Source organism: [Brevibacterium] flavum, from assembly GCF_019317305.1.
GTDB lineage: Bacteria > Actinomycetota > Actinomycetes > Mycobacteriales > Mycobacteriaceae > Corynebacterium > Corynebacterium glutamicum.
In genome coordinates this window covers 954,219-976,467 of record NZ_CP079240.1, presented here as the reverse complement: position 1 = coordinate 976,467, position 22,249 = coordinate 954,219, and the positions used below count along the sequence as shown (strand labels likewise).

The window sequence follows — 22,249 nt, the reverse complement described above, 5'->3', positions numbered from 1 at the left end:
ACTCTTGATTGGGGAACAATGTCCATAAAACATGCACTCTTGGTGCTCATGCTCGACGAACCAACCTCGGCAAGTCAGCTGCAAACCAAGTTTGAAGAAACAATGGGGATCTGGCAGCTCAATATCGGCCAAGTCACCCAAACCATCCAGCGGCTACAGCGCGACGGCCTGGCGGAAACCGCAGGCACCACCGTCAGTTCCAACGGCCGCACCGTAGACACTTTCCAGCCCACGGACTTAGGTCGCGAACTTGTCGCGCAGTGGTTCGAAAGTCCCGTCACCGTCACACTGTCCGAACGCGATGAATTAGTCACCAAAATCGCCATCGCAGAATCACGTGGCCTCAATTTGATTCCACTTTTAGACATTCAACGCAACACAGTCATGGCGGAACTACGCGCACTCAACAAATCCAGCCGCGATCTCGCCGAAACCAGAAACACCCAGCGACTCCTCGTCGAAAAGCGAATCTTCGAACTAGAAGCCCAGGCACGTTGGCTCGACCGAATTGAAGCATTGGAGCAGTAAATGACAAACACGCCTTTCCCCCTTGAACTTCAAAACATCTCCTGCGCCTTCGGAGAAGGCCCACGCCACGTCTCCGCGCTCAACAACGTCTCGCTGGCAGTCAATCCCGGCGAACTCGTTGCCATCATGGGCCCGTCTGGCTCAGGCAAATCCACCTTGCTCAATGTCGCTGGCCTCCTGCAGCGCGCAACTTCGGGCCATGTGCTTATCGACGGCGCCAGCGCCTCAGACCTCAACGCCAAACGCGCAGCTGAAACCAGGCGTCGCCACATCGGAGTTATTTTCCAAAACTACAACCTCATCCCCACCCTCACCGTCGGAGAAAATGTCGGCCTTCCCCTAGAACTCGACGGCATCATCGACCGCGAAGCAGTAGCAATCGCGCTGCGCGAAGTCGGGTTAGAAGGCTTCGACAACCGCTTCCCCGAAGAGATCTCCGGCGGCCAAGCCCAGCGCGTCGCCATCGCCAGAGCTCTTATTGGGTCCCGAAAAATATTGCTTGCCGACGAACCCACCGGCGCCCTCGACACCTCCACCGGCGACGCCGTCCTCCGAGTACTTCGACAACGCGTAGATTCCGGAGCCGCAGGATTATTAGTAACCCACGAACCCCGCTTCGCCGCGTGGGCCGACCGAACAATCATGCTTAGGGACGGTGAAATCCAGTGACCACACTTCTAGCAGCAACCCGCCCCACCCGGCGCGATGCCATTAAACACCCATGGCGATCGCTGGCAGCCATCTTGTTAGTGGCCGTACCGATGTTCCTGGTGAGTTTCTTTCTAACCTATGATCAATCAATCAACAATGCAGCTAGCTATCCTGGTTCGCAGGTACAAGCACACTACGACGGGGAGGGAGCCTACCAACTCCTCCACGAAAACCTTCCGGAAGACTTTCACACGGAACTCTTTGTCAATGGTTATCCAGAAGTCTCCTTTGGTGATGAAACGGTTAATTTCTTCGTTGTGCAATCAGCAAACGTACAACAAGCATCTTTTCCAACCTCTGTACTTGATGCTTTAGGTGCCACAGTCGGAGATACCGTCACCATTCACGGCATTCCCGTGGAAGTTCAATCGATTTCTCCTACGAATATTTTATTGCCCGAAGGCACTCTGTTTTCTCTTGAAAATTTCTCCGAATCGGAAACTTTTTCCGGCACCTGGTACTTTCCCGGATCGAATTTCACCGAAGAAAACCGACAAGCACTAGAAGCAGTTGGCTTTGAAGTTAATGACTATCGGCGAGGCCTCATATCCGTCGACCCAAATTTGATCCCAAGCTACATCATGGGATTCTTATCGACGACAATTCTCGCCGTCGTTGCCTTAATGCTAATTTCGCCAGTATTTACAATTTCCGCCTCGAGGCAAACCAGAACCTTCGCACTGCTTGCCTCACAGGGTGCCACACCTAGACACATTCGGTGGGCAGTGCTTACATATGGGCTCTTTGCAGGTCTTGTTGGGGCATCCATTGGTTTAGTTCTGGGACAAATTGGCATCTACGGCTGGTGGAAATACACCTATCCCGAATTCTCCCTCACCACTCCCTGGTTAATTCTTGTAGGTTTTTGGGCGCTGGCAATCATCGCTTCAACGATTGCTGCATTCTTACCGGCAGTTTTTGTCAGTAGATCAAGCATCATCAACGGAATCTACGGAGGAGTCTCCGACAAAATCATCCGCTGGAGCTCTCGAATGCTCATCGGGCCAATCGTCCTAATTGCAGCTGCGGTAATCGCCTTGTTTATCGGTGATGGAGAGTGGGGAGGCGTCGTCAAGCAATTATGCTTCCTGGCAGCCGTCATCGCCCTGCCAGCCTCAGTGCCTGCGGTGTTGTGGGCGCTTGGGCGCCTGCCTGGTTTGACGTTCAAGTTAGCTACGCGCGATATGCTGCGCCGATCAATGCACTCCATTCCTGCGATTGGTGCGCTGGCGGCAGTGATTATGCTTGGCACTTTTATGCAAACAACTGGACTTGCAATCCAAGCCAGCGATAGAGAAGCTACCGCCTCGGTGTATCCTGAGGCCGTATTCTTACGCGGTGACACACAAATCCCTGGACTCATGGGGCAAAAAATTGAGGTGTACGGCGACAACCATGGCCTTGGCATCTATGAACTAGATGTAGATTTCTACTCGGCCAACTATGTGCCTGCACTGACCTCATTTTTTGGCGGACCGATCATCGCCACGCCTGAGCTTTTAGACATGTTTGGCGTCCACGAACAAGCCGACATCTACGCGCCATCAACCTATAATTCCGGGCCGCAAGAATACGCAATATACCCAGGTGATGAAACCCACACGCTAGACACCGCTGCTGTTTTACCGCCGCTGTACTCACACGTTTTATTAAGCCCAGAAACCTTTGAAGAAATCGGAGGACAAACAGAATTCTTGGGAACAATCGTGCTTCCCCAAGAGCTAGATGACCAAACCCGACAGGAAGTCAACCGCTCAAGAGATGCGCATTTCAGCCACGACGCGCATGATTCTTCACTTGCTTCCAGTGCTGTACTAACTGTGGTGGCGATTGTGGTCGTTTCCCTTGTGATCGTGCTGGCTAATCGCAAACGTCAACAACACACCTTGATTGCCATCGGAGCAACCCCTGGAACAATCTACAAAGTCAATGCCTTAAATGCAGCACTACTTGCCCTTGTCGGAGGCATCATGGGCTTAGTTTCCGGATGGATTGCAGCGCTGCTGACAGGCACCACTGATGAAATTGTTGATGGAACAATTTTGAATTACGGCACGCTCGATCACATGACTGTGTCATGGACACTGATAGTGGGGCTTATTGTTATTGCCCCACTGGTGTGTGCCGTAATTGGGGCTATAGTTTCTCCATCGGAACCCCGCCAAGAAGCATCAATTTGACCTTTCCGGAGGAACCGAAGTCGATGGTGACAGTGGCTCGTGGGCCGCTGCCATCCGAAGCAATCACTGTTCCCAGTCCGTACTTGTCATGATTAACACGGTCCCCCACCGACAGCTCCAATTGTTTATTGTTGGTGCGAGTTTTGGTGGGGATACTTGATGGGATACTTCTGGTTGGTCGAGGAGCCCATGCTGAAGACATTTGGGGTTCTTCGCGTCGCCAATCAATCAGCTCTGCTGGGACTTCTTGCAGAAAACGCGACGGAGGGTTGGTCACGGGATTACCCCAAGAACTGCGCAGCATGGCTCTGGTCATGTAGAGGCCCTTGCGGGCGCGGGTGATACCCACGTAGGCGAGGCGGCGTTCCTCGGCAAGTTCTTTGGCATCACCAAGGGAACGCAGGTGTGGGAACTGTCCGTCTTCCCAGCCTGTGAGGAACACGATGGGGAATTCAAGGCCCTTGGCGGTATGCAGGGTCATGAGGGTGACTACGCCGTTGTCGGAATCGGGGATTTGGTCGGCGTCGGCAACCAGGGAGACGCGCTCCAAGAATGCCTGTAAGCTGCCCGGTTGGGCTTCGCCTTCTGGAACTTCATTAACCATGCGGTTTGCGGCGTCGGAGGAGAACTCGCGGGCCACGGAGACAAGCTCGTTCAGGTTGTCTAGGCGTGCGCCATCTTGTGGATCGTTGGAGGCCTCAAGTTCTGCTTTGTAGCCGGTGATATCGAGGATGCGGCTGATGACTTGGCCGATATCTGGCAGGCCGGTGACCTCATTGACCATGGTGGGAAGTTCGGTGCGGAGGGCGTCGAAAAGCTCATTGAACTTGATGACCGCATTCTTGCCGCGTGCGCCGAGCAGGTCGATTTTGCCGAGGCCGGCGTCGAGAAGCGCTTGCCCGAAGCTGATCTGATTGTTCTCGCTGTGCAGCGCGATGAACGCCTGCGCGCGATCGCCGATGCCGCGCTTGGGGGTGTTGATGATGCGGCGGAGGTTGACGGTGTCATCGGGGTTTTCCAAAACGCGCAGGTAAGCGATGATGTCACGGATTTCTTTGCGTTCGTAGAACTTCGTGCCGCCGACTACTTTGTAGGGGACGCCGGTGCGCATGAAGACATCCTCTAGTGCGCGCGAGGAATTGTTCGTGCGGTACATGATCGCGATGTCGGAATAGTTCATGCCGTGGTCAACTAAATTGTCGATCTCACTAGCAATAAAACGGGCCTCATCGTGCTCATTGTCGGCAACATAACCAATGATCTGCTCGCCCTCCCCCAGCGCAGTCCACAGGTTTTTAGGTCGACGGTTCTCATTTTGAGAAATCACCGAGTTGGCAGCGGAAAGAATCGTCTGGGTGGAACGGTAATTCTGCTCCAGCAAAATGGTGCGGGCGTTGGAGAAATCACGCTCAAACTCTTCAATATTGCGAATCGTGGCGCCACGGAAAGCATAAATAGACTGATCCGAATCACCCACAACACACAGCTCAGACGGATCCTGGTCAGGCTTGCCGACGAGCGTAGAAATCAGCTCATACTGAGCGTGGTTGGTGTCCTGATACTCATCGATCAGCACGTGGCGGAAACGTCTGCGGTAATACTCCGCAACAGGTGGATGCTCCCGGAAAATCCGAACAGTCTCCCCAATCAAATCATCAAAATCCACAGCGTTGGCACGGCGAAGCCTGCTCTGATACTCCGAAAACGCCCTGGCCACGACTGTTTCATAAGGATTATGCGTGCGTTCAGCATCCGCAAGAGCCTCCTGCGGAGTAACCAACTCATTCTTCAAATTAGAAATAGCACCCAGCAATGTGCGCGCTGAGAACTTCTTAATATCCAACTCCAGATCCTTGGCGATCATCGTGAGCAAACGCCTCGAATCATCCGAGTCATAAATGGTGAAGTTAGTGTTCAGCCCCTCCACCAACTGCGCCTGCTGACGCAAAATACGCACACACACCGAGTGGAACGTAGCCACCCACATGCGCTCCGCCACTGGGCCAACCAGCTGACTGACACGCTCACGCATTTCAGCGGCAGCCTTATTAGTAAAAGTAATGGCCAAAATCTGCTGCGGATGCACACCACGGTAACGCATTAAATAAGCAATACGCCTGGTCAACACAGCAGTCTTGCCTGAACCAGCACCAGCGACAATCAGCAGCGGAGAACCAATATGCTCCACAGCAGCACGCTGTTGCTCATTCAAGCCATCGATGAGATCGGGGGAACCTGGGGTAAAAGGAGAAGTATTCATTACCCCAATAACCTACTAGGTGGGGTGGACACGCATAGTCGACAGCCAGACGTGGCAGAATAGTGTGCATGACTAATGCAGGTGACAACTTCGAGATCAGGATGCCTTCTGGCACGGATGACCCATTGTCCGATGCGGAGATCCAAAAGTATCGCGAGGAGATCAACCGCTTGGACCGCGAAATCCTCGATGCGGTGAAACGCCGCACGAAGATTTCCCAAACCATCGGAAAAACACGCATGAGCTCGGGCGGAACACGTCTCGTGCACACCCGAGAAGTAGCAATCATCAACCAGTTCCGTGAAGAGATCGGCGAGGAAGGACCTGCCCTCGCTGGAATTTTGCTGCGCATGGGACGCGGAAAGCTCGGATAAGTTATCCACAGGTAGAAAAATATTTATATACCCTGACCAGGGCTTTTAGTTTTGGTCAGGGTTTTAGCCGTTGATGGGCAGAGTTATCCACAGGTTTTTAGCGAGCTGGTTTCCGACGAAGAAAATAGTGGATAGGTTACAGGGCAGAATCCCGAATGGAGGTGCCTTCCTTGTTTACCAACTTCTTCGCAGTCAACAACCCAGACAGTCCGCCCGCACGACAAAAAACCAAACTCAGAGAACTGGAACACCGCTTCTGGCAAGAACACCTGCCAGGCGACGACGATGACCATTCCACCGCAATCTCCAGCCTCGCCATCGTCACAGGTCTAACAAAAGCGCAGGTCTCCCGCATATCCATCGCGTTTGCCACGCTCGCCGACTTGCCCGAACTCAAAGCCCTGCAACAAAAGCTGTACCACCTCGACCTCTCCCGACTGATCACCATTAGCAACGAACTCGCCGGCATCAACCCCGACAACCTCGCCGGCGCCGACGCAATCCTCACCGAATACCTCACCGCCACCAGCCCCAACCAGATTCTGCCAAGCCCGGCGTCCATAGGACGCAAGATAAAAGAAATAAGAGATTTGCTTGACGACGCAAGAGCCACCGGTTCGCGCGGTACCCAAGACGACAGCTCTTTCGGAGTGACCTTCTCCCCAGACGGAACCGCCGAAATCGGAGCCTCCGTCGATGCTGTGGACGGGCACATCATCAACGACGCCGTCACCCAACACGCGAAGAAAAACGACCTCACCTACGGCGAAGCTTTCAGCGACATCCTTCGGAACAATATCCAAGTCAAGGTAGTCCTCAACTTGTACACCGCCAAAGACCTCGCCAACGCCCCAGTGTGGGCCAGCGGAATCGGCTGGTTGGATGCCAAGACTGGAACATTCTGGTCAGAGAAAGCCAACAAAGAACAAGACATGGATGCGGCTGCCAAAATCAGCACCGACAAACACGATCCTCCACCAGCGTTGCGTGACGCACTCATTGGTCGTGATGGCACCTGCCGATTCCCTGGCTGTTCAGTCCCAGCGCTCAAAACCCAAGCCGACCACCGCATCCCCTACGAAGAAGGCGGAGAAACTTGCCTGGGCGGAATCGGCTGCCTCTGTCAACACCACCACAACATGAAAACCGACGGCCGAGTCACCTACCTTCTCGATCCCTTCTCCGGCATCATCGTCTGGCTCATGGGTGACGGAACATGGGCAGTGTCAGAACCCAACGGGCCGCTCAATCCCAAAAATGCGAGATGGGCGCAAACAGTCGCCCAACACCGGGCACGCCACCACAAGCGTTGGGTTAAGGAGGACGCCAAGTAGCCGGATGGCCACGTCGAAAAGCAGCCCAATAAACGCACCTAAATTTGTCGTGTTTCCCACTTTGAACACTCTTCGATGCGCTTGGCCACAAAAGCAAGCTAACCTGAAGATGTTATTTAACGACAATAAAGGAGTTTTCATGGCGGACATTTCGACCACCCAGGTTTGGCAAGACCTGACCGATCATTACTCAAACTTCCAGACAACCACTCTGCGTGAACTTTTCAAGGAAGAGAACCGCGCCGAGAAGTACACCTTCTCCGCGGCTGGCCTCCACGTCGACCTGTCGAAGAATCTGCTTGACGACGCCACCCTCACCAAGCTCCTTGCACTGACCGAAGAATCTGGCCTTCGCGAACGCATTGACGCGATGTTTGCCGGTGAACACCTCAACAACACCGAAGACCGCGCTGTCCTCCACACCGCGCTGCGCCTTCCTCCCGAAGCTGATCTGTCAGTAGATGGCCAAGATGTTGCTGCTGATGTCCACGAAGTTTTGGGACGCATGCGTGACTTCGCTACTGCGCTGCGCTCAGGCAACTGGTTGGGACACACCGGCCACACGATCAAGAAGATCGTCAACATTGGTATCGGTGGCTCTGACCTCGGACCAGCCATGGCTACGAAGGCTCTGCGTGCATACGCGACCGCTGGTATCTCAGCAGAATTCGTCTCCAACGTCGACCCAGCAGACCTCGTTTCTGTGTTGGAAGACCTCGATGCAGAATCCACATTGTTCGTGATCGCTTCGAAAACTTTTACCACCCAGGAGACGCTGTCTAACGCTCGTGCAGCTCGTGCTTGGCTGGTAGAGAAGCTCGGTGAAGAGGCTGTCGCGAAGCACTTCGTCGCAGTGTCCACCAATGCTGAAAAGGTCGCAGAGTTCGGTATCGACACGGACAACATGTTCGGCTTCTGGGACTGGGTCGGAGGTCGTTACTCCGTGGACTCCGCAGTTGGTCTTTCCCTCATGGCAGTGATCGGCCCTCGCGACTTCATGCGTTTCCTCGGTGGATTCCACGCGATGGATGAACACTTCCGCACCACCAAGTTCGAAGAGAACGTTCCAATCTTGATGGCTCTGCTCGGTGTCTGGTACTCCGATTTCTATGGTGCAGAAACCCACGCTGTCCTACCTTATTCCGAGGATCTCAGCCGTTTTGCTGCTTACCTCCAGCAGCTGACCATGGAATCAAATGGCAAGTCAGTCCACCGCGACGGCTCCCCTGTTTCCACTGGCACTGGCGAAATTTACTGGGGTGAGCCTGGCACAAATGGCCAGCACGCTTTCTTCCAGCTGATCCACCAGGGCACTCGCCTTGTTCCAGCAGATTTCATTGGTTTCGCTCGTCCAAAGCAGGATCTTCCTGCCGGTGAGCGCACCATGCATGACCTTTTGATGAGCAACTTCTTCGCACAGACCAAGGTTTTGGCTTTCGGTAAGAACGCTGAAGAGATCGCTGCGGAAGGTGTCGCACCTGAGCTGGTCAACCACAAGGTCATGCCAGGTAATCGCCCAACCACCACCATTTTGGCGGAGGAACTTACCCCTTCTATTCTCGGTGCGTTGATCGCTTTGTACGAACACATCGTGATGGTTCAGGGCGTGATTTGGGACATCAACTCCTTCGACCAATGGGGTGTTGAACTGGGCAAACAGCAGGCAAATGACCTCGCTCCGGCTGTCTCTGGTGAAGAGGATGTTGACTCGGGAGATTCTTCCACTGATTCACTGATTAAGTGGTACCGCGCAAATAGGTAGTCGCTTGCTTATAGGATCAGGGGCGGGAAGAATCCTCGCCTCATAGCACTGGCCGCTATCATCCTGACCTCGTTCAATCTGCGAACAGCTATTACTGCTTTAGCTCCGCTGGTTTCTGAGATTCGGGATGATTTAGGGGTCAGTGCTTCTCTTATTGGTGTGTTGGGCATGAGACCGACTGCTATGTTCGCGGTTGCTGCGTTTGCGCTTCCGTCGTTGAAGAGGAAGTTCACTACTTCCCAACTGTTGATGTTTGCCATGCTGTTGACTGCTGCCGGTCAGATTATTCGTGTCGCTGGACCTGCTTCGCTGTTGATGGTCGGTACTGTGTTCGCGATGTTTGCGATCGGAGTTACCAATGTGTTGCTTCCGATTGCTGTTAGGAAGTATTTTCCGCGTCACGTCGGTGGAATGTCGACAACTTATCTGGTGTCGTTCCAGATTGTTCAGGCACTTGCTCCGACGCTTGCCGTGCCGATTTCTCAGTGGGCTACACATGTGGGGTTGACCGGTTGGAGGGTGTCGCTCGGTTCGTGGGCGCTGCTGGGGTTGGTTGCGGCGATTTCGTGGATTCCGCTGTTGAGTTTGCAGGTTGCCAGGGTTGTTGCGGCGCCGTCGAAGGTTTCTCTTCCTGTGTGGAAGTCTTCGGTTGGTGTGGGGCTCGGGTTGATGTTTGGGTTTACTTCGTTTGCGACGTATATCCTCATGGGTTTTATGCCGCAGATGGTAGGTGATCCTCAGCTCGGTGCGGTGTTGTTAGGCTGGTGGTCAATTTTGGGATTGCCGCTGAACATTCTGGGACCGTGGTTGGTGACGCGTTTCAATAATTGCTTTCCGATGGTTGCTATCGCCAGTGTCATGTTTCTCATCGGTAATGGTGGGTTTTGTTTGGCTCCGGATGTTGCGCCGTGGTTGTGGGCGACGTTGTCTGGTCTTGGTCCCCTTGGGTTCCCGATGGCGTTGACGCTCATTAATGTTGGTGCTGAAACTAGTGCTGGTGCTTCTGCGTTGAGTTCCTTCGGGCAGGGTTTGGGTTATACGATTGCGTGTTTCGGTCCCTTGTTGACTGGTTTCATTGTCGATGCGACAGGCAGCTTCCGAACAATCTTTGTGCTTTTTGCGGTTGCAACACTCTTCGTTATTGGAGGCGGTTACTTTGCGACAAGGCAGGTTTACGTCGAAAAGCTTTTAAATCGCTAGGATGACGCTATGCCGCAAAAATCTGACGCTGCTTGTGTGATCGCGACGCTGCTGTTTTTGGTGGGTATTGCGGTGTTGAATTGGGTGTTTGATGTGCAGTGGGCGTGGGGGATGCTCATTGCGTATCCGCTTGTTTCACATGCGGTGATCGCGCGGAGTAAACGATGATTTTGGATTGGGTTATCTCCATCATGGAGGCACTCGGCGCCGTTGGCGTGGGTGTCGCGGTGTTTTTGGAGAACGTTTTCCCGCCGATTCCAAGTGAGGTGGTGCTTCCGCTCGCGGGTTTCACCACCACGCAGGGCGATCTCAATGTGTGGGCGGCGCTTATGTGGTCGGTGATCGGGTCGGTTTCCGGAGCGTTTTTGCTTTACGGGTTGGGGCGCTCAATCGGGGCGGCACGGTTGCGGCAGGTCGCCGACTGGATGTGGCTTGTCGACGCGACCGACGTGGATAAATCCCTATCGTGGTTCGAAAAGTACGGGAAGTATTCGGTGTTTTTCGGTCGGTTGGTGCCGGGTGTCCGAAGTTTGATTTCGATTCCGGCGGGCGTCGACCAGATGAATCCGGTTCTCTTCGGTGTGCTCACTGCGGTGGGCAGCACCATTTGGAATGCGGTTCTGATTTGGGCTGGTGTGTGGTTGGGGGCGGAATGGGAGACGGTGTCGATGTGGTTTGAACGCTATTCGACGATCATTTACGTAGGAATCGCGCTCATTGTGGCTTACGTGTTGTTTGTTTTAGTCCGTCGCCGAATTAAAACTTGACCATCGGTTCGTAGCCGAAGGGAATGCGGTTGCTGTCGTAGATTTCTTTGCCGAATGGGAAACACGTCACGGGGATCATGCGGATGTTTGCGATCGCCAGTGGAATTCCGATGATGGTGATCGCCTGGGCAGCCGCGGTGGTGAGGTGCCCGATCGCCAGCCACAGTCCAGCAATGATAAACCACAGTCCGTTGCTCAGGGCAGAAAACCCTCCGGCTTTAGGATTACGAACAACCGTCCTACCAAACGGCCACAGCGCGTAGTTAGCCATGCGGAAGCTTGCGATACCGGCGGGAATCGTCACGATGAAGATACATGCGATGATTCCGAAGAATACGTATCCCAACGCGAGCCAAATGCCACCGAAGAATAACCAAATCAGGTTGAGTATTAGTCTCATGCTTCACGAGTTTAGCGGTTGGCAGCGCGGACACCACCAGATTATTCGCTCCCCCAACTCGGCTTTCACGATTGGGGTTCGGCATCTCCTGCACGGTTTATTGTTACGCCCGAACACATAGGTGGATTCCCCGGCGCGTCGAACCCCAGTGGTCACTCGAATCGGCGAATTTCGATTTTCCCACATGAGTCTTCGGGTAATCTTCAGAGCCTTTTCGACGTCAACGTATCCTACTTGTGTCGCCGGGTGGACGCCCATGAGGAAGCAGATCTCAGCGCGGTATTCGTTGCCTACTCCAGCGAGGTTGGATTGGTCGAGGAGGGCTTCGCCAATTGTTCGGGAAGGGTTCGATGCAATATTGTTCCGTGCTGTGTTGATGTCGAATTCTTCGGCAAGGACGTCGGGGCCGAGGTAAGCGATCTCTTCGGAGTAGCGGTTTGCGGGGAACACTCTGACAAAGCCGAGGGAATGCCCCACCACCTCGATGTTTTCCGACAGCACAAGCACTACCCTCGCGGTGTGTCCAGGTTTGCGCCAGCGATCGCCTTTGCGGTGGACAGCCCACGTCCCTTCCATTTTGAGGTGGGTGTGGAGGATCTCTTCACCGAATTGCATGAAGAGGTGTTTTCCGTAGGGCCATACGCGGTTGACGGTTTGACCGGTGAAATCGTGAAGTGCCACTGATGGCACACGCAGGGAGGTTTCCAGCACTTCTCTTCCGCGCATGAATTGAAGTTTGCGGGAGAGTTGGAATACGGAATCACCTTCTGGCATGTCATCAGGTTAGCGCCGTCCGAAGCCTCCACGAAAAGGCCTGGTGGGAAGCGTATCTGAGGGGGTTTCCCGTGCCACTGGTGGTCGAAATCGCATTCCCTTCGGGGTGATGGTGGCGCCGTGTTTGCGGAATTGTTCCAGGAGTGGGGAGTCGAAGACGTTGTCGCCGTTGATTTTTTCTACCGTGAGCCTTTCGTATGTGATTAGGGCTGTCGCGATTTTGGGGATGTTGTCGGAGAACACGGTGAGGGTGCGCCCGCCGCGGGTGAGGTGGGCGAGGAGGAGTCCGTCGCAAAGCACGACCATGGCTCCGGCGGCGCGGCTGGGACCCTGCTCAGGCCAGGGAAGTGCGGCGCCGTAGGGGTTTGCGGGGTCGGCGGCGGCTATGAGGTAGACGTCTGGGTCGGTGGCGCCGGAGGGCCAGCCTTCAACGTCGGGGGAATCGTCGTGGCCGCGGAGGCGGTCGATGATGGCGGGCGTGGAGAATTGCGCGGCGCCGAGCCCTTCGATGAAGTAGCCGCGCATCGCTTTGCCGCTTTCTTCGAAGCCGGAGAGCACTTTGTAGGCCAGGGCGAAGCCTCCGACGATGTCTTCGGCGACGACGCTCCCGCGGGTGAGCACGCCGTAGCGGTCGAGCCAGCCTTCGCCGTGTGCGACGGAGCGGCTGGTGGCGTCGGCGGGTTGCACGGACAGCGTCCATCGTCCGCGCATGTCTGGGGGCACGTCGCTCGCGAAGCTGGTGCGGGTGCGCAGCCGGGATCTCGCTGGTCGACGTTTCGCCCGATGCGCCGTGGTTCCCGACGCTAGGCGCGCGCGGATCGGCGCGAAGCTATCAGGGCTGACCAGGCCTGCTTCCACCAGCCCCCACATCGCTTCTTGCAGCTGGGCTGTGGTGTAGCCGAAATTCTCTTCGAGAATGTCGGAAAACAGGAAGGCGCCTCCCGCACGCAGCTGGTCAAGCACGGCGTCCTGCAATGGGCTCATGCTTGTCGACGCCTCCCCCACCAACTGCGCCGCATAATCCACGGGCAGCAAGCTAATCCACGGATCGCGGCTTCCGGCTTGGCCCGCTCCCACGATGAGGACTTCCCCATTGGAGGTCAGCTCATCGAGATGGATCGGTGAATAGTCGGCAACCCGGCGTGGCAACACGAGATCTTCCCACGCACTGGCGGGAAGACGTACACCGGCGAGTTGTTCGATGACTGTGTAGGTGCCGTCGACACCTCGAAGTTCAGGTGAGGCGCCCACCGGTGCAATTTGTTGCCAATCGAGCAGAAACCGCGCAAAGGCTGATTGTGAAACCGGCCTGGTTTGTTTCCTCGCTGCGGCGAGGCTGCGTCGCCTGATGATCGACAACACTTCTGTCGCACAGTATTCCTGCACGTCCACGCCTTGTCGGTAGCGGCCTTCAATCACAGGTGCGCTTTGAAGGGCGGTGATCGCCGTGGCGATGCCCAGTCCAAAGGCTTCTGCCAAATCATTCGCAGTAAATGGCCCTCTGGTACGAACCCACCTGTTGACTAACTGTTCCAACGCATCCGTAATGGTTTCTACCTGCGCGGGCACACCAGGCGGTACGGGAACACCTAAGGCATCTCGAAGCAAAGGTGCATCCAAGACCTGCGCTAAATGTTCCCGACCGTTGATCCGAACAGTCATCGCTCGATCCTCCAGGTCGGGGTTTTCAAAGGTGATGTGTTCGCCCAATTCATCCAAAGGAATCGGTCCTAAAATCCTCAAAGAATCTGCGAGTTCTTCATTGTTTCTCGCCGCACGATCGCCTTGCCTGCGCAATTGTTGGTGCACTTCTGCGATGATGTCGGGATCCAGTAATTGTCGAAGCTCCACCTCACCCAGCAATTTCGCCAACAGTGCCGGATCCAGGGCCAACGCTGCGGCACGTTTCTCTGCGAGCGGGCTGTCGCCTTCGTACATGAATGCACCGGTGTAATTGAACAGCAATGCGGAGGCAAAAGGACTGGGCTGCTGGGTGGTGACTTCCGCGATTCTTACCTTCCGTAGCTGTAGATCCTCAATGAGATTCTTCAGAGCGGGCAGATCGTAAACATCTTGAAGACATTCGCGCACTGTTTCCAAAATGATCGGGAAACTCGGGTACTTTCTGGCCACATCAAGAAGCTGTGCTGCTCGTTGTCGTTGCTGCCACAGCGGTGCGCGCTTGCCGGGGTTTCGTCTCGGCAGCAATAGGGCCCTCGCGGCGCATTCACGGAACCTGCTGGCAAACAGCGCAGAGTTACCCACCTGCTCTGTCACTAGCGTTTCGATCTCTTCCGCCTCAAACATAAACAACGCTGCGCTGGGATCTTCATCCCCTTCCGGCAACCGAAGCACAATGCCATCATCACCTGCGACAGCTTGAGCATCCATGCCGGTCTCTTCAGCGATTTTCGCACCGACTGCCAAAGCCCACGCTGCGTTTACGCCTCGTCCATAAGGAGTGTGCAGGACAATGCGCCAGTCGCCCAGTTCATCTTTGAAACGCTCCAACACCAACGTCTTCTCATCCGGCAACACACCGGTGGATTCTTCCTGCTCCTGTAAAAAGGCGATCAGGTTGTCGTGCGCCCAGCCTTCCAAGCCGGAGCTGGATGGATCGGCGAGGGTCGTGCGTCGAAAAGCGCCTAAAGCTTTGCCCAGCTCAGCGGGCCTACCTGCGGCATCACCCGTCCAAAAAGGCAGCCGACCCGTATGCCCCGGCGCGGGAGTGACCAGTACCTGGTCGCGGGTGATCTCTTCAATCCGCCAGCTGGACGCCCCGAGCGTAAACACATCACCCACGCGGGATTCGTAGACCATTTCCTCATCGAGTTCGCCGACGCGCCGGGGTCCATCGCCGACGAGGAAGACTCCGAACATTCCTCGATCGGGAATTGTTCCGCCACTGGTCACGGCCACGCGCTGGGATCCTGGCCGGCCCTCCAGCACGCCTGATACGCGGTCGTACACCACACGTGGCTTCAGCTCGGCAAAATCTGTGGAGGGATACACACCGCTGACCAAGTCGATGACGGAATCGAAGACTTCGCGCGCCAAATCCCGGTACGGATACGCCTTGCGAATAGTCTCGTACCACTCATCGACCTGCACATCTTTAATCGAGACAGCCGCCACCGTCTGCTGCGCCAGCACATCAAGCGCGTTTTTGGGCACGTGGATCTCTTCGATCAGCCCTTCCTTCATCCGCTGCACGGTCACCGCGGTTTGCACCAGGTCGGAGCGGTGCTTGGGATAAAAGGAGCCTATCGACGTCGCCCCCACCGTGTGCCCCGCACGCCCCACGCGCTGCAGGCCACTTGCCACGGACGGTGGCGATTCCACCTGAATCACCAGGTCCACGGCACCCATATCAATGCCCAACTCCAGCGAGGAGGTGGAAATAACTGCGCGCAACCGACCTTCTTTCAGCATGGTTTCGGTGGTGGCACGTTCATCTTTGGATACGGATCCGTGGTGCGCACGTGCGATCACCTGTGGTGTTTTTCCTGCCACATCCGCTGACGACATAATCTGCGCCGGATCTCTTCGCAGCTGCGGCGACAGCGATTCCGGATCGTGTTCCATCGCCCAGATTTCATTCAACCGACTGGTTAAACGCTCTGCGGAACGCCTGGAATTTACAAACACGATGGTCGATTTCGCCGACATCACCTGGTTGTACACCTGCTGCTCAATGTGTGGCCAAATCGAGCCCTGAGTAGGCAGCGCTGATTCGCCAGTAATCCCCAACGGATCATCCATGACTAGTTCACCAATAGTTGATCCCGGCTCCTGAACCGGCAAATCCGACATGTCTTCCACCGGCACAGTGACAGTGAGATCCCACTTTTTCTCCGCAGGTGGAGCCACAATCTCAACGGGTCTGCCACCGCCCAAGAAACCCGCCACCGTTTCCAAAGGACGCACCGTTGCAGACAAACCAACTCGCTGCACAGGCCGCCCCACGAGCTTTTCCAAACGCTCCAGCGTCAACGCCAGGTGCACTCCCCTCTTGGTTCCGGCCATGGCGTGGATTTCATCGATGATCACCACATCAACATCCGAAAGGGTCGCCCCCGCTTTTGAGGTCAACATCAAATACGCCGACTCCGGAGTGGTGATCAAAATGTCTGGAGGCTTACGCACCTGCCGGGCCCGCTCCGCCGATGGCGTATCACCCGAACGAACCGCCACAGTGATATTGGGCACATCCAAACCCATCCGAGAGGCAGTCCTCGCAATACCAGTCAACGGTGCACGCAGATTATTTTCTACATCCACGCCAAGCGCTTTGAGTGGGGAAATGTAGAGCACTTTCACTTTCCCACCACGAACAGGCACCGGTGTTCCCGTGTCTAAAACCTGTTGACCTGTTTGTTCAGTGAGGGAATCTAACGCCCACAAAAACGCAGCCAAGGTTTTACCACTACCGGTCGGCGCCACCACGAGGGCATTCTTCCCCTTAGATACCGCCTCCCACGTTCCCTCCTGAACAGGGGTCGGAGATGCAAAGACATCCCGGAACCACTCCGCTACTTGAGGTCGGAATCGGGAAAGAATGCTTTTAGCCATGCCTTAATGTAACCAAACATCTAGAATTGAGAACATGACTGCTCAGATTGATGATTCGATCCTCACCCATCGTCTCGCCCAAGGCACCGGAGAAATCCTCAAAGGTGTCCGCAATGTTGGGGTGTTAAGAGGTCGGAATCTCGGTGATGCCGGCGACGAACTCGCACAAAGTTGGATTGCTCGAGTGTTGGAGCAGCACCGCCCCAACGATGGATTCCTGTCTGAAGAAGCCGCCGACAACCCAGACCGCCTATCCAAGGACCGCGTGTGGATCATCGATCCCCTCGACGGCACCAAAGAATTCGCCACCGGCCGCCAGGACTGGGCAGTACACATCGCACTGGTAGAAAACGGTGTTCCCACCCACGCCGCTGTTGGCCTCCCCGACCTTGGCGTGGTGTTCCACTCCGCTGATGCCCGCGCCGTGACTGGCCCTTACTCCAAGGTCATCGCCATCTCCCACAACCGCCCACCAAAGGTTGCTCTATCTTGCGCAGAGCAGCTCGGCTTTGAAACCAAGGCCCTTGGATCCGCAGGCGCTAAAGCAATGCACGTTCTCCTCGGTGACTACGACGCCTACATCCACGCCGGCGGCCAATACGAGTGGGATTCCGCAGCACCAGTCGGCGTCTGCAAGGCAGCAGGCTTGCACTGCTCCAGGCTCGACGGCTCCGAGCTGACCTACAACAACAAAGACACCTACATGCCAGACATCTTGATCTGTCGCCCTGAGCTTGCAGATGAACTCCTCGAGATGTGCGCGAAGTTCTACGAGGAGAATGGAACTTACTAACGCTGTTATGATGACGGCATGACTGTTCCAACGCCTTATGAAGACCTTCTTCGGAAGATTGCTGAAGAAGGGTCCCACAAGGACGACCGCACCGGCACCGGCACTACTTCTTTATTCGGACAACAAATCCGCTTTGATCTCAATGAAGGTTTTCCCCTTCTGACCACCAAGAAGGTCCATTTCCACTCTGTTGTGGGTGAGCTTTTGTGGTTCCTTCAGGGAGATTCCAACGTCAAATGGCTGCAGGATAACAACATCCGCATTTGGAATGAATGGGCAGATGAGGACGGCGAGCTGGGCCCTGTTTATGGTGTCCAGTGGCGTTCTTGGCCAACCCCTGATGGTCGTCACATTGACCAGATCTCAGGTGCTTTAGAAACTCTGCGAAACAACCCTGATTCACGTCGCAATATTGTCTCGGCGTGGAATGTTTCCGAGCTTGAAAACATGGCTCTTCCCCCTTGTCACTTGCTTTTCCAGCTCTATGTCGCCGATGGCAAACTGTCTTGCCAGCTCTACCAGCGTTCTGCGGACATGTTCCTGGGTGTGCCTTTCAACATCGCATCTTATGCACTGCTCACCCACATGTTTGCCCAGCAGGCAGGCTTGGAAGTCGGCGAGTTCATTTGGACTGGCGGCGACTGCCACATTTATGACAACCACAAGGAACAGGTCGCGGAGCAGCTGAGCCGCGAAGCTCGCCCCTACCCCACCTTGGAGCTCAACAAGGCAGCGTCCATGTTTGAGTACAGCTTCGATGACATCACCGTGTCCGGCTACGATCCACACCCATTGATCCGCGGCAAGGTCGCCGTATGATCGGTGCGATTTGGGCACAAGGCCGCGACGGTATCATCGGCGACGGCACCGACATGCCCTGGCACATCCCGGAAGACCTCAAACACTTCAAGAAAATCACCATGGGCCAGCCGGTCATCATGGGTCGTCGCACGTGGGAGTCTTTGCCGTTCAAGCCGCTTCCCGGCCGCGAGAACTTCATTCTCTCCTCACGCGAGCCCGGCGACTGGTCCGCCGGCGGCACAGTGGTCACCGAAATCCCTAAAAGCGGCTGGATCATGGGCGGCGGCGAGGTCTACAAGGCCACCGTCGGCAGCGCCGACGTTTTAGAAATAACGCTTATCGACGCCACCTTCGATGTTTCCACTCCCGTCTACGCACCCGAAATCCCGGCGAACTTCAACCTCGATGACGAATCCGAGTGGTTTACCTCAGGCGAGTATCGTTACAAGTTCCAGCGCTACATCAAGGTTTAAGGAGCAAACAACATGAGCAACGTAACCATTTACGCCACAGATTGGTGCCCTTACTGCCGATCCCTCCTCAAAGGTCTCGACGGCCAAGAGTACGACCTCATCGACGTCGACCAAGATGAGGAAGCCGGCGAGTGGGTTAAGTCAGTCAACGACGGCAACCGCATCGTCCCAACCGTGCGCTACTCCGATGGCACCCACGCAACTAATCCCCCAGCTGCGGAAGTAATCGCCAAAATCGAAGCATTAGCCTAAACGCAAAAAAAGAGCCTTTCGGCTCTTTTTTCTTATTCATCACCAAACAGTTTGGCCATATCATCGGGAGACAAATCCGTATTAACTCCCGCAAATGTCGCGGAGAAAATCTCCTGCAAATAACGGTCACATGCCGCACTCAACTGCTTGGCATCATACTTGTTGAGCAGCATAATCCGGCGAGGCGTTCCATCATCTTGGATCTCATCAACCGCCAGCACTGGAACACTATCTTTAGTGATCTGATTGACCACAATTGGACGACGCTGCACATCATGAAATGAAGGCTTATACCTGGTCATTTCCGCTCCTTAAGGTCGGGAAGTATTAACTCCCACCTTACCCGTGGAAACAGCTTGTCGTAGCAAAAGCAACCCCCTCTTTTTCTTCCCACCCCCGCGTGTTGTAATCTAGTTCGGTACGCCTTGGTAGCTCAGTGGATAGAGCACCGCTCTCCTAAAGCGGGTGTCGGAGGTTCGATTCCTCTCCAGGGCACAATTTACCCCCATTGAACAGCATCAATGGGGGTTCATTATTTCCTCCAAAGTGCAAAAATACACGCTCACGTACACTGTAGATCATGCTACAGAGCCCGAAGAGAGCCATCGGCCTGTCCGCCGCATTGCTCACGCTCACCGCGTGTGGGGCAAACGACGAGCTTTCCAGTTATCTCACCTCCATTGAGACAGCTACAGCTCAAGTTTCCCTCAACGACATTTACAACGATCAATGGTCCGAATTTGCAGTCGTTTGCCCCTACACGCCAAGTGACTATGCGAAGGCGGAACTTGACGTCGGAGATACCCCCTGGCCAGATAAGTGGCCAGACGAACAAACCAATTTTCTTCTCCTAAAAAGTGACACGGGCGAATACAAATGGGTGCGATATCGCAGGTCAAACCTCGACTTTTGCTCTGAACCAAGGATTGACTTCACGCTCTTCCCCACTGCTGCAACGCTGGAATTCACCGCTAACGATGGCTGGATTCTCGAGTCTGTACACCCTTGATCGAAGCCCGAGTGTTGTGTAGATTAACTTTGTCGCATATTGTGACCTACACCCCATACTGTTAGGAGTTTTCATGCTCGACAATAGTTTTTACACCGCAGAGGTTCAGGGCCCATACGAAACCGCTTCCATTGGCCGGCTCGAACTCGAAGAAGGGGGTGTGATTGAGGATTGCTGGTTGGCTTACGCTACAGCTGGAACGCTCAACGAGGACAAGTCCAACGCCATCCTCATTCCGACGTGGTACTCCGGAACCCATCAGACCTGGTTCCAGCAGTACATCGGCACTGATCATGCGCTGGATCCATCAAAGTATTTCATCATCTCCATCAACCAAATCGGTAATGGTTTGTCGGTCTCCCCTGCCAACACGGCTGATGACAGCATCTCGATGTCCAAGTTCCCGAATGTTCGCATTGGTGATGATGTCGTTGCCCAGGACCGGCTCCTGCGCCAAGAGTTTGGCATTACCGAGCTCTTTGCCGTCGTTGGTGGTTCGATGGGTGCGCAGCAAACCTATGAGTGGATTGTTCGCTTCCCTGACCAAGTTCATCGAGCAGCTCCGATCGCGGGCACTGCGAAGAACACTCCTCATGATTTCATCTTCACCCAGACTCTTAATGAGACCGTTGAGGCCGATCCAGGGTTCAATGGCGGCGAATACTCCTCCCATGAAGAGGTAGCTGATGGACTTCGCCGTCAATCGCATCTTTGGGCTGCCATGGGATTTTCCACAGAGTTCTGGAAGCAGGAGGCATGGCGTCGCCTGGGACTTGAAAGTAAGGAGTCAGTGCTCGCGGACTTCCTTGATCCGCTGTTCATGTCCATGGATCCTAATACCTTGCTCAACAACGCTTGGAAGTGGCAGCATGGCGATGTCTCTCGCCACACCGGCGGCGACTTGGCAGCGGCTCTTGGCCGAGTGAAGGCTAAGACCTTCGTTATGCCCATCAGCGAGGACATGTTCTTTCCTGTTCGTGACTGTGCCGCAGAACAAGCACTCATCCCAGGCAGCGAGCTTCGAGTGATCGAAGACATCGCCGGTCACCTTGGGCTTTTTAACGTCTCTGAGAATTACATCCCACAGATCGACAAAAATCTGAAAGAGCTGTTCGAGAGCTAAACACTGATGTCAAAGAGCCTTTTCAGCCCAGTGGGATCCTGGCTATCTGAGAAATAATTGATGGTCCCATATGGGAGTGTTCCACCTTTTTCTCCGAAGTCCACATAGAAGACGAGTGAGATTTGGAGGTTTTCGGTTCTTTCACCGGCCATGATCTTCCATTGACCACCGTGGACTCGAACCAACCCTTCACCAAAGAATATCGCTAAGGATTCTTTGGTGAAGTTTTCCTCTGCAAAGAATTTCGAGGCTACTGAGTTCAAGGATTCTTCACCCCAGGGATCACTGTCGATGATGCCGTAACGCTGCGCATTGGCAATCATGGAATCTGTAATATCCCGTGCTTCTGTGATGAAGTCTTCTAACAATTTTTGGTGGCTCAAAATTCCCTTTCCAAAATCTACTGCGCGGTTCCTGCTGCGGTTCCGGTCATCTGCTCACCGGTGGCCAAGTACACGGAGCACACTACCTCGCGGTCGCCGTTTGTCCAGGAGCCAAAGGTTGGGGTCATTGGGTAGACCTCGTAGATGGAGGTTTCGTAAGGAGCTCCTACGAAGCCTTCAAATGTTGGGAGGCAGCCTTCGTAGCCTGTGGTGGTGATGTCGGTTGGGAAGTCGTCGCCTTCGATGTCGTAGATGTAGTAGATCTCGTTGTCGTGAGGTTCTGCGCAGTCGACGATGGGTACTTCGGAGATTTCTTCTTCGTAGGTGTCGTTGAAGCATTCGCCAACGGAGAGTTCGAACGCGGAGGTTTGGTCTCCTTCTACGTCGTTTCCGGATGCCTGTGCCGCAGAGGTTGCAGATTCGATTGTTGCTACGAGAGACTCAGTCTGTGTGCAGCCAGCCAGGGCTAGTGCGAAGGTTCCTGCTGCAGCAAACTTGAGAAGTTTCATGAGATCTCCGATAGTAGATTTAATTAGGGTTTAAGTAAATCACA

The 22,249-nt window shown here is 54.8% G+C and carries 22 protein-coding genes and 1 tRNA gene; 16 read left to right on the top strand and 7 right to left on the bottom strand.

Going from position 1 to position 22,249, the window contains the following annotated elements; all coding sequences use genetic code 11:
• Nucleotides 1-18: 18 nt before the first annotated feature.
• The 3 genes from KW808_RS04685 to KW808_RS04675 are packed head-to-tail and all read left to right on the top strand — an operon-like array spanning nucleotide 19 to nucleotide 3,419.
• Complete coding sequence (locus KW808_RS04685) at nucleotides 19-528, top strand: PadR family transcriptional regulator (RefSeq protein WP_003862411.1); 510 nt, start codon at nucleotides 19-21, stop codon at nucleotides 526-528.
• Nucleotides 529-1,197, top strand: a complete 669-nt coding sequence (locus KW808_RS04680) for an ABC transporter ATP-binding protein (RefSeq protein ID WP_003862410.1) — start codon at nucleotides 529-531, stop codon at nucleotides 1,195-1,197. It begins immediately after the preceding gene.
• Complete coding sequence (locus KW808_RS04675) at nucleotides 1,194-3,419, top strand: ABC transporter permease (protein ID WP_003862409.1); 2,226 nt, start codon at nucleotides 1,194-1,196, stop codon at nucleotides 3,417-3,419. Before KW808_RS04680 ends, KW808_RS04675 begins: the two co-directional genes overlap by 4 nt.
• Here KW808_RS04675 and pcrA read toward each other — a convergent pair.
• The gene (gene pcrA / locus KW808_RS04670) at nucleotides 3,376-5,679 is read right to left on the bottom strand and encodes a DNA helicase PcrA (RefSeq protein ID WP_003862408.1); all 2,304 of its coding nucleotides are present in this window, start codon (nucleotides 5,677-5,679) and stop codon (nucleotides 3,376-3,378) included. The two genes, KW808_RS04675 and pcrA, sit on opposite strands and share 44 nt — an antisense overlap.
• 68 nt (nucleotides 5,680-5,747) lie before the next feature.
• Here pcrA and KW808_RS04665 point away from each other — a divergent pair, with 68 nt between their 5' ends.
• The 6 genes from KW808_RS04665 (at nucleotide 5,748) to KW808_RS04640 (ending at nucleotide 11,116) form a co-directional block, all read left to right on the top strand.
• Nucleotides 5,748-6,053, top strand: coding sequence for a chorismate mutase (locus tag KW808_RS04665; protein ID WP_003858377.1), 306 nt, complete (start codon nucleotides 5,748-5,750; stop codon nucleotides 6,051-6,053).
• Between the two features lie 161 nt (nucleotides 6,054-6,214).
• Nucleotides 6,215-7,387 carry an HNH endonuclease signature motif containing protein gene (locus tag KW808_RS04660; RefSeq protein ID WP_230622908.1) on the top strand — a complete coding sequence of 391 codons (1,173 nt, stop codon included), beginning with the start codon at nucleotides 6,215-6,217 and terminating at the stop codon, nucleotides 7,385-7,387.
• Nucleotides 7,388-7,526: 139 nt separating this feature from the next.
• Nucleotides 7,527-9,149, top strand: a complete 1,623-nt coding sequence (gene pgi, locus KW808_RS04655; protein ID WP_003862406.1) for a glucose-6-phosphate isomerase — start codon at nucleotides 7,527-7,529, stop codon at nucleotides 9,147-9,149.
• Between the two features lie 15 nt (nucleotides 9,150-9,164).
• Nucleotides 9,165-10,349, top strand: coding sequence for a CynX/NimT family MFS transporter (locus KW808_RS04650; RefSeq protein WP_034983625.1), 1,185 nt, complete (start codon nucleotides 9,165-9,167; stop codon nucleotides 10,347-10,349).
• 9 nt (nucleotides 10,350-10,358) lie between these two features.
• Nucleotides 10,359-10,517: a hypothetical protein gene (locus tag KW808_RS04645; protein ID WP_003862401.1), complete on the top strand. Its 159-nt coding sequence runs from the start codon at nucleotides 10,359-10,361 to the stop codon at nucleotides 10,515-10,517.
• Nucleotides 10,514-11,116 (top strand): DedA family protein, encoded by a 603-nt coding sequence (locus KW808_RS04640; RefSeq protein ID WP_003862400.1) that lies wholly within the window; start codon nucleotides 10,514-10,516, stop codon nucleotides 11,114-11,116. The genes KW808_RS04645 and KW808_RS04640 overlap by 4 nt, the downstream gene beginning before the upstream one ends.
• On the opposite strand, the gene KW808_RS04635 is transcribed toward KW808_RS04640, so the two are convergent.
• Genes KW808_RS04635 through KW808_RS04625 form a run of 3 tightly spaced genes read right to left on the bottom strand, consistent with a single transcriptional unit; the run spans nucleotide 11,106 to nucleotide 16,862 of the window.
• A complete protein-coding gene (locus tag KW808_RS04635) occupies nucleotides 11,106-11,516 on the bottom strand; it encodes a YccF domain-containing protein (protein ID WP_003858364.1) in 411 nt (136 codons plus the stop codon). The genes KW808_RS04640 and KW808_RS04635 overlap by 11 nt on opposite strands.
• Before the next feature lie 3 nt (nucleotides 11,517-11,519).
• Complete coding sequence (locus KW808_RS04630; RefSeq protein WP_003862398.1) at nucleotides 11,520-12,290, bottom strand: Fpg/Nei family DNA glycosylase; 771 nt, start codon at nucleotides 12,288-12,290, stop codon at nucleotides 11,520-11,522.
• 9 nt (nucleotides 12,291-12,299) lie between these two features.
• Nucleotides 12,300-16,862, bottom strand: a complete 4,563-nt coding sequence (locus KW808_RS04625) for an ATP-dependent helicase (RefSeq protein ID WP_034983623.1) — start codon at nucleotides 16,860-16,862, stop codon at nucleotides 12,300-12,302.
• A 34-nt stretch (nucleotides 16,863-16,896) separates the two neighbouring features.
• Between KW808_RS04625 and KW808_RS04620 the strand changes: the two genes are divergently transcribed.
• The 4 genes from KW808_RS04620 to KW808_RS04605 are packed head-to-tail and all read left to right on the top strand — an operon-like array spanning nucleotide 16,897 to nucleotide 19,181.
• Complete coding sequence (locus tag KW808_RS04620; RefSeq protein ID WP_003862394.1) at nucleotides 16,897-17,655, top strand: 3'(2'),5'-bisphosphate nucleotidase CysQ; 759 nt, start codon at nucleotides 16,897-16,899, stop codon at nucleotides 17,653-17,655.
• Between the two features lie 18 nt (nucleotides 17,656-17,673).
• Complete coding sequence (locus KW808_RS04615; RefSeq protein WP_003862391.1) at nucleotides 17,674-18,474, top strand: thymidylate synthase; 801 nt, start codon at nucleotides 17,674-17,676, stop codon at nucleotides 18,472-18,474.
• A complete protein-coding gene (locus tag KW808_RS04610) occupies nucleotides 18,471-18,929 on the top strand; it encodes a dihydrofolate reductase (protein WP_003862388.1) in 459 nt (152 codons plus the stop codon). The genes KW808_RS04615 and KW808_RS04610 overlap by 4 nt, the downstream gene beginning before the upstream one ends.
• Before the next feature lie 12 nt (nucleotides 18,930-18,941).
• On the top strand, nucleotides 18,942-19,181 hold the full coding sequence (locus KW808_RS04605; protein ID WP_003858351.1) for a mycoredoxin: 240 nt from the start codon (nucleotides 18,942-18,944) through the stop codon (nucleotides 19,179-19,181).
• Between the two features lie 32 nt (nucleotides 19,182-19,213).
• Here KW808_RS04605 and KW808_RS04600 read toward each other — a convergent pair whose 3' ends face one another.
• Nucleotides 19,214-19,483: a cg0963 family protein gene (locus tag KW808_RS04600; protein WP_003862386.1), complete on the bottom strand. Its 270-nt coding sequence runs from the start codon at nucleotides 19,481-19,483 to the stop codon at nucleotides 19,214-19,216.
• A 120-nt stretch (nucleotides 19,484-19,603) separates the two neighbouring features.
• On the opposite strand from KW808_RS04600, the gene KW808_RS04595 reads away from it, so the two are divergent.
• From KW808_RS04595 to KW808_RS04585, 3 genes are all read left to right on the top strand, one after another.
• A tRNA-Arg gene (locus KW808_RS04595) sits at nucleotides 19,604-19,676 on the top strand.
• 85 nt (nucleotides 19,677-19,761) lie between these two features.
• Complete coding sequence (locus KW808_RS04590; protein ID WP_003862384.1) at nucleotides 19,762-20,190, top strand: hypothetical protein; 429 nt, start codon at nucleotides 19,762-19,764, stop codon at nucleotides 20,188-20,190.
• A gap of 73 nt (nucleotides 20,191-20,263) precedes the next feature.
• Complete coding sequence (locus KW808_RS04585) at nucleotides 20,264-21,313, top strand: alpha/beta fold hydrolase (RefSeq protein ID WP_003862382.1); 1,050 nt, start codon at nucleotides 20,264-20,266, stop codon at nucleotides 21,311-21,313.
• On the opposite strand, the gene KW808_RS04580 is transcribed toward KW808_RS04585, so the two are convergent.
• Together KW808_RS04580 and KW808_RS04575 are read right to left on the bottom strand one after the other, a co-directional pair.
• A complete protein-coding gene (locus KW808_RS04580) occupies nucleotides 21,310-21,696 on the bottom strand; it encodes a hypothetical protein (protein WP_046552180.1) in 387 nt (128 codons plus the stop codon). The genes KW808_RS04585 and KW808_RS04580 overlap by 4 nt on opposite strands.
• Nucleotides 21,697-21,713: 17 nt before the next feature.
• The gene (locus KW808_RS04575; protein WP_003862378.1) at nucleotides 21,714-22,205 is read right to left on the bottom strand and encodes a septum formation family protein; all 492 of its coding nucleotides are present in this window, start codon (nucleotides 22,203-22,205) and stop codon (nucleotides 21,714-21,716) included.
• Nucleotides 22,206-22,249: the final 44 nt, after the last annotated feature.